This is a genomic window from Actinoplanes sp. NPDC051851 (genome assembly GCF_040681165.1).
Classification (GTDB): Bacteria; Actinomycetota; Actinomycetes; order Mycobacteriales; family Micromonosporaceae; genus Actinoplanes.
Window position 1 is genome coordinate 23,919 of sequence record NZ_JBFAYF010000085.1, and the last position, 6,685, is coordinate 30,603.

8 protein-coding genes are annotated in these 6,685 nt (G+C 71.1%); 2 read left to right on the top strand and 6 right to left on the bottom strand.

Translation table 11 applies throughout. The features are described from left to right. Positions 1-7: 7 nt before the first annotated feature. Positions 8-1,021 carry an iron chelate uptake ABC transporter family permease subunit gene (locus tag AB0M08_RS42930; RefSeq protein WP_364506666.1) on the bottom strand — a complete coding sequence of 338 codons (1,014 nt, stop codon included), beginning with the start codon at positions 1,019-1,021 and terminating at the stop codon, positions 8-10. Between the two features lie 137 nt (positions 1,022-1,158). Here AB0M08_RS42930 and AB0M08_RS42935 point away from each other — a divergent pair, with 137 nt between their 5' ends. Then, positions 1,159-2,196, top strand: coding sequence for an ABC transporter substrate-binding protein (locus AB0M08_RS42935; RefSeq protein WP_364506644.1), 1,038 nt, complete (start codon positions 1,159-1,161; stop codon positions 2,194-2,196). Here AB0M08_RS42935 and AB0M08_RS42940 read toward each other — a convergent pair. Further along, positions 2,189-3,223: an MBL fold metallo-hydrolase gene (locus AB0M08_RS42940; RefSeq protein ID WP_364506647.1), complete on the bottom strand. Its 1,035-nt coding sequence runs from the start codon at positions 3,221-3,223 to the stop codon at positions 2,189-2,191. The genes AB0M08_RS42935 and AB0M08_RS42940 overlap by 8 nt on opposite strands. A gap of 99 nt (positions 3,224-3,322) precedes the next feature. Then, positions 3,323-3,670, bottom strand: a complete 348-nt coding sequence (locus AB0M08_RS42945) for an MmcQ/YjbR family DNA-binding protein (protein WP_364506650.1) — start codon at positions 3,668-3,670, stop codon at positions 3,323-3,325. A gap of 95 nt (positions 3,671-3,765) precedes the next feature. Here AB0M08_RS42945 and AB0M08_RS42950 point away from each other — a divergent pair, with 95 nt between their 5' ends. Continuing rightward, on the top strand, positions 3,766-4,782 hold the full coding sequence (locus AB0M08_RS42950; RefSeq protein ID WP_364506653.1) for a sulfotransferase: 1,017 nt from the start codon (positions 3,766-3,768) through the stop codon (positions 4,780-4,782). A gap of 139 nt (positions 4,783-4,921) precedes the next feature. Here the strand turns inward: AB0M08_RS42950 and AB0M08_RS42955 are convergent, their stop codons facing one another. Genes AB0M08_RS42955 through AB0M08_RS42965 form a run of 3 tightly spaced genes read right to left on the bottom strand, consistent with a single transcriptional unit; the run spans position 4,922 to position 6,429 of the window. Then, a complete protein-coding gene (locus tag AB0M08_RS42955) occupies positions 4,922-5,380 on the bottom strand; it encodes an RICIN domain-containing protein (RefSeq protein ID WP_364506655.1) in 459 nt (152 codons plus the stop codon). A 45-nt stretch (positions 5,381-5,425) separates the two neighbouring features. Continuing rightward, positions 5,426-6,082: an SRPBCC family protein gene (locus AB0M08_RS42960; protein ID WP_364506658.1), complete on the bottom strand. Its 657-nt coding sequence runs from the start codon at positions 6,080-6,082 to the stop codon at positions 5,426-5,428. 2 nt (positions 6,083-6,084) lie between these two features. Then, on the bottom strand, positions 6,085-6,429 hold the full coding sequence (locus AB0M08_RS42965; RefSeq protein WP_364506660.1) for a metalloregulator ArsR/SmtB family transcription factor: 345 nt from the start codon (positions 6,427-6,429) through the stop codon (positions 6,085-6,087). Positions 6,430-6,685 lie beyond the last annotated feature (256 nt).

Sequence of the window (6,685 nt, forward strand, 5' to 3'; positions counted from 1 at the left end):
ACACCGATCATTTGGCGACTCGCACGAGGTAGAGGAAGAGGGGACCACCGAGGACCGCGGTGACCACGCCGACCTGGAGCTCGCCGGGACTGCCCAGCACGCGGCCGAGCACGTCCGCGCCGAGCAGCAGCACGGGGGAGAGGACCGCGGTGTACGGGAGCATCCACCGCAGGTCGGGGCCGGTGATCGGGCGGACCATGTGCGGGATCAGCAGGCCGACGAAGACGATCGGGCCGCAGGCCGCCGTGGCGGCGCCGCAGAGCAGGGTCACCGCGACGATCACCATGGCGCGGATCACGCCGGGCTTGGCGCCGAGCGCGCGGGCCGCGTCGTCGCCGAGCGCCAGCGCGTTCAGCGGCCGGGCGGCGAGCAGCGCCACCAGCACACCGACCAGGATGAACGGCGCGACCCGGCGGATGGTGGGGAAGTCGGCGCTGGCCATCGAGCCCACCGTCCAGAACCGCATCTTCTCGATCGACTCGGTGTTGGCCAACATCACACCGCTGACGTACGAGTAGAGCGTGGCGTTGAGTGCCGCACCCGCCAGCGCCAGCCGTGCCGGGGTGGCCGCCCGCCCGCCACCGACCGCGTACACCATGGCGGTGACGACCGCGGCCCCGATCAGCGCGAACCAGATGTAGCCGGAGAAGGTGCCGATGCCGAGGAAGGCCGCGGCGCTGGCGACGGCGGCCGAGGCGCCGGCGTTGATGCCGAGCAGGCCGGGGTCGGCGAGCGGGTTCCGGGTGAGCGCCTGCATGATCGCGCCGGCCAGCCCGAGCGCGAGCCCCACCAGCAGGCCCAGCACGGTCCGGGGCAGGCGCATCTCGTGCACGATCCGGTAGTACGCCGAGTCCGGGTCGACCAGACCGGACCAGACCTCGCCGGGGGAGAGGAACCGGGCGCCGAAGCCGATGCTGAGCACCAGCACGGCGGCGAGCGCGGCCACCGCGAGCAGCAGGCCGGCGAGCCGGACGGAGACCCGCCGGGTCGCCGGCGGGCTCGGCTGAACCCGCCGGTCGATGGGGGTGTCGATGGTGGACAGTGCCCTGCTCCGATCGGCTTTTGGTGGATCTAGTTGACGCGTTTTCGGGTCGTTAGGTTAGCCTAACCATCTACACGGTCGAGTGACCGGTGTACGACCCTGCGAAAGATGTGAGCATGTCTTTTTCCTCTTTGCCCTTGTCTCGTCGCGGTCTGCTGGCCGCCGGTGGCGCCGCCGCCCTCGGTGCCGTGCTGAGCGCGTGTGGCGGTAACGAGGAGGACTCGTCGGCGTCCTCTTCCGCGTCCTCGTCCGCCGCGAACGGCCCGTGGACCTTCACGGACGACCAGCCCAAGACCTTCAACCAGGACAAGACGCCGTCCAAGATCGTCGCCTTCACCGGCACCGCGGCCGCGCTGGCCGACCTGGGCCTCCAGGACAAGATCGTCGGTGTCTTCGGCGAGACCAAGAAGGCCGATGGCACCGCCGAGGACCAGGCCGGTGACCTGGACATCAGCAAGGTCGAGATCGTCGGCAACGCGTGGGGCGAGTTCTCCGTGGAGAAGTACGCGGCGCTCACCCCGGACCTGCTGGTCACCCACATGTTCGACCCGGGCGCCTACTGGTACGTGCCGGACGAGTCGAAGGACAAGATCCTCGCCGTCGCGGACGCCGCCCTGATCAGCGTCGGCCGCGTCCCGCTGAACAAGCCGATCGAGCGCTACGCCGAGCTGGCCGCCTCGCTCGGCGCCGACCTGAACGCGACCAAGGTCACCGAGGCCAAGGCGCGCTTCGAGAAGGCCGCCACCGACCTGACCGCCGCCGCGAAGGCGTCCGGCGGCATCAAGGTGCTGTTCGGCTCCGGCAGCGCGGACATCTTCTACGTCTCCAGCGCCGCGGTCAGCTCCGACCTCATGTACTTCAAGGAGCTCGGCGTCGACCTGATCATGCCCGAGGTCAAGGACAGCGACTACTACGAGTCCCTGAGCTGGGAGAACGCCGACAAGTACGACGCCGACGTGATCTTCCTGGACGCGCGTACCGGGACCCTGCAGCCGACCGACCTGGCCTCCAAGCCGGCGTGGGCCGCGCTGCCCGCGGTCAAGGCCAACCAGGTCTTCCCGTGGCAGGCCGTGCCGATCTACTCCTGGAACCACGCCGCGCCGCTGATCGAGGCGATCACCGCGGCCATCACGAAGTCGAAGAAGCTCAGCTGATCCGCTGACCGCGCCCCGCCGGCTTCCCGGCGGGGCGCGCTCGGCCACCCCGGAGCTCCAGTACGCCACGGTCGGCGAGGTAGCGTACGTGAGCTGCGGTCTCCGCCACCGCACCCACCCGCATCGGGCCGATCTCGGCCCAGGGCCGCGACCAGGTCAGCGCCTCCGCCAACTGCCAGGCGGTCACCGCGCCGAGCCGCTCGACGACCGCCACGATCTCGTCGCAGCGCTCCTCGTGATGCCGCCGCAGCTGACCGGCCCGCGCCGCGATGCCCCGGAACCGGTACTCGTGGGCCGGCAGCGCGTCCAGCTCGTCGTGCTCGGCGACCCGCTCCAGCGACTCCAGGAACGCCGCGAGCGGGGAGTCCCCGGGCCGCTGCAGGCCGATGTTCGGGCTGATCCGCGGCAGGAGGTGATCCCCGGTCAGCAGGGCGCCCGCCGTCTCGTCCCGCAGGCAGATGTGCCCCGGCGTGTGTCCCGGCGTCCAGACGACCCGCAGGTCGCGCCCCTTCAGCGGCACCCGGTCGCCGTCCTCCAGGAGTACGTCCGGCTGGGCCGGATCGGTCATCCGGTGCCGCCGGATCGTCCCGGCGAGCGCCGCGATCTCCTCCTCCGGCACGTCGTGCTGCCGCAGCCAGTCCGCCGGGTCCCCGCTCGCGTCGAGCGCCGCCCGCTCCTCCGGGTGCATCGCCACCCAGGCGCCCTTCTCCTGCAGCCGTCCGGAGAGCCCGTGGTGATCCGAGTGCACGTGGGTGACGACGACGCCGGTCACGTCGTCGACGCCGGCACCGGCCCGCGCGAGCCCGTTCTCCAGCGCGCTCCAGCCCTCGTCGCTGTTCCACCCGGGGTCGACCACCAGGATCCCGTCGTCTCCCGGCACGAGATAGCAGAGCGTGTACCGCAGCGGATTCCCCGGGATCGGCACCGGCACCGACCAGATCCCGCCACCCAGCCGCTCCACCGGCGGCGTGACCTTGGCGCGCCACGCCTCCAGCTGCGCTTCCCCGACGACAACGATCCCGCTCACCGGCACCCGCCCTTTTCCTAGACGCCCATTGTCTAGGAAAGCGACCCTAGATCGCCCGCTTTCCCACCGGCAATGCTCTGTAGGAAACCCCACAACGCCTCAGGGCGCGGCCGGCCGATCCTTCCTCGGAAGCGCGGCGACCACCGCGTCGTAGGAGGCGTCGACCGCCTCCAGCAGCTCGTCGTCGGGGATGGCGCCGCCGAGGCGGAGCACGTTCCAGCCGTAGCGGCCGATGTACCGGCTCGGTGACGCGTCGTCCGGGAAGCGGTGAAGCCACTCGTCGGCCTCGTCGCGATTGCGGCCGCACTTGACGCCGACCCCGTCGCCGCTGCCGAGGAACGCGAAGATCTTGGGGCCGACCTTGACGACGGTGTCGCCGTCCCAGGGTTCGTCGCGCCACGCGCCCGGCTTGGCGAGACAGTGATCCAGTAACTCGGCACCCGTCATGAGTAGGCAATATGCCATACCGCGCCTTTGGGCAAGTCATGACTTGATCGGGCGAATTTTGCAAAACGGACAACAACTACCTTACGGTTTGTGGCATGTCCAGTGACCGTCCGATCTTCGTCGTGGGCTGTCCGCGGTCCGGTACGACGATGCTCCAGCTGATGCTGCACGCGCATCCGCGCATCGCCCTGCCGCCGGAGAGCCGGTTCCTGCTCGTCGCCTACCAGCGCAGACACGACTTCGGGGACCTGAGCGAACCCGCGCGGCGCCGGGCCCTCGGGCGGTGGATCGTCCAGACGCCGCACTTCGCGGACCTCGGCCTGGATCCGGACGAGGTGATCGCCGCGATCGAGGGCTCGCCCGGGACGCTCGGGTCGGCGCTCGGCACGGTGTTCCGGATGTACGCACGGCGCTTCGGCAAGCCGCGCTGGGGCGACAAGCGGCCGTCCTACCTGCGGCACCTGCCGGTGATCCGCCGGCTCTTCCCGGACGCCCAGATCATCAACATCGTCCGGGACGGGCGGGACTGCGTGGCCTCCCTCAAGGAGACGCCGTGGCCGCCGAACGACCTGGAGACCATGATCGACCACTGGGCGCGGGCGGCCGACGCGTCGTTGCGGGCGGCCCGCCGGTACGGGCCGGACGTCTACCATCAGGTCCGGTACGAGGACCTGGTCGCCCGGCCGGAGCGGTACCTGCGGGCGATCTGCGACTTCCTCGGCGAGGAGTTCGACCCGGCGATGACCAAGCCGTCCGAGCTTGCCGCGGTGGCGGTGCCGGAGTACAAGACATGGCACGCGCTGACCCACGAGGACGTGACCACCGAGCGGGTGAGCAGCTGGCAGAGCCGTCTCGGGGCGGCGGAGATCCGGCGGTGCGAGGCGGTGTTCGGCGACCGGCTGCGGCGGTTCGGGTACCAGACCGCCACGTCGGGCGGGCGCGGCACCGCGGACCGGGCGACCCGGGTATGGCTCGGGGTGCGGCACCGGCTCGGCCCGGCTCGGCTGCTCGCCGAGGACGTGTGGGGGAGCGTGCGCACCGGGCGCCGCGGCCCGGTGCTGGCGGCGCGGTTGACGGCCGCCGAGCGCGCCCACCAGCCGAGCTGGCCGTGATCCCGCTTGTCCGGCCACGCGCTCGCTTGTCCGGCCACGCGCTCGCTTGTCCGGCCACGCGCTCGCTTGCCCGCCCTCGCCGCTCGCTTGCCCGCTCGCTGATGCGAGGTGATTTTTCGGCATAAATGCGGTTAGCGCGTCACCACAGGGAGATCGGTTTCCAGTTCTGGGCCACGGTGCCGTTGCACGGGCGCAGCCGGATGGTGCCGTAGCCCGCGCTGTTGACCATCTCCTCGGTGAGGCACGGGCCGTCGTCGCCGTTGCTGAGCGTGGTGCCGAACGTCCAGGCCTGGTTCGCCTCCCAGGTGCAGGCGGCCACCCGGACCCGGGCGCCCCGCTTGGCGGTGCCCGCCTGCATGCAGTTGCCGTCGCCGGTCAGGTGCCCGTCGCTCGACTGGTACCAGAGCTGGCCCGCGGTGCCCCGGTCGCAGGGTTCGGAATGGATCAGGGTGCCGATCACCCCGCCGGTCAGGCAGCGGGTGGGGTCGGCCGTCGTGACGATCCAGCCCTGGTGCAGCGGGGGTGGGGCGGGTGCCGCGCTCGCCGGCGTACCGGAAGCAAGAATGATGGTGCTGGCCAGGAGCCCTGCCGCGCGCATGCGCACGTCCTTCCGAATCGCGGCGGGGGGCCTCCACCAGTCTATCTATGCCTCGGCGCCGGTGTAGGCGGCGTAGGTGTTCGCCGCCTGCGCACGCGCCTTCTCCGGTTCGGCCCCGGCCGCGATGTCCGCCTCGGCCCATGCGTCCCCACTCAGGCGCATGAACAGCTTCCCGTCCTCGGAAGTCGTCCAGGCCATCACCGCGGCCGGGTCCTTCGCAGCCGTCGGGTCCGCCACGTACAGGCTCAGACCGATCAGGCCCATGTCCCAGCCGATCCCGACGGCGCCCGGGCCGAACCGCTCCCAGTGGTCGTCGACCGGCGCGGTGTGCTCCAGTTCGAACCGGGTGCGCTCGTCACCCTCCGGGGTCAGGCGTACGGTGATCCAGCTGACCTGCTCGCCGAACTCCCAGGTGGCGGCGAACTCGCGGGGCGCCGCGCAGCGGGTGATCGTGCCGCCGGCCTGGCCCTCGAACTGGTACTTCCCTCCCTCGCGCAGCTCACCCGCGATCGGCAGGAACCAGCGCGCGATCCGCTCCGGCGTGGTCACCACGTCCCACAGGTCCTCGAGGTCGGTGTCGTAGACCTGGCTGATGGTCAGCACGCGGTACTCGCCGTCGCCGCCGGTCGCGCCACCGGTGGCTCGGTCGGCGCCGCCGGTCGCCCGGTTCACCCGGCTGATCTGGTGCTTCACGTCGATCACGGTCACTCCTCGGTCTGGTTGAGCCGGCGCTGTCGCCTGCCCCGGGCGATCTCGGTCGCCATCGCGTCGAGGTGCGGGGTCCAGAACCGCCGGAACCGCCCCAGCCACTCGTCCGCCTCCCGCAGCGCGGTGTCGTCGACGGCGTAGCGCCGCCGGGCACCGTCGCGCTGGACGGTGGCGAACCCGTTGTCCCGCAACACTCGCAGATGCTGGGAGACCGCGGGCTGCGAGATGCCGAACTCCGCCCGGATGACGGCGGTCACCGCGCCGGAGGTCCGCTCCCCGTCGGCGAGCAACTCGAGAATCCTGCGCCGAACCGGATCCCCGAGTACGTCGAACGCATGCACGCCCGCAGGCTATCACGCCCCACTTATATCAGTACGAACTTATCTGCCGGGCCATGCGGCCCCGGCTGGCGCTGAGGGGTGTGTGGGTGGGGGTGAGGCACCCGTGAGGGCCAGCCAGGAGTCGGCGGCTGGCGTTGAGCGGTGTGTGGGTGGGGGTGAGGCACCCGTGACCCTGCTGGCTTATTCGGGGTTTAGGCGGCGAGGGTGAAGTCGAGGCGTTGTAGGTGGGTGGTGCGGGTGCGGTCGAGGGGGTGGC

Excerpts from the sequence above, each read along its gene's own strand:
- AB0M08_RS42935 (WP_364506644.1), top strand. The coding sequence starts at position 1,159 with ATGTCTTTTTCCTCTTTGCCCTTGTCTCGTCGCGGTCTGCTGGCCGCC.
- AB0M08_RS42945 (WP_364506650.1), bottom strand. The coding sequence starts at position 3,670 with ATGACGGGTGCCGAGTTACTGGATCACTGTCTCGCCAAGCCGGGCGCG.
- AB0M08_RS42955 (WP_364506655.1), bottom strand. The coding sequence starts at position 5,380 with ATGCGCGCGGCAGGGCTCCTGGCCAGCACCATCATTCTTGCTTCCGGT.
- AB0M08_RS42950 (WP_364506653.1), top strand. The coding sequence starts at position 3,766 with ATGTCCAGTGACCGTCCGATCTTCGTCGTGGGCTGTCCGCGGTCCGGT.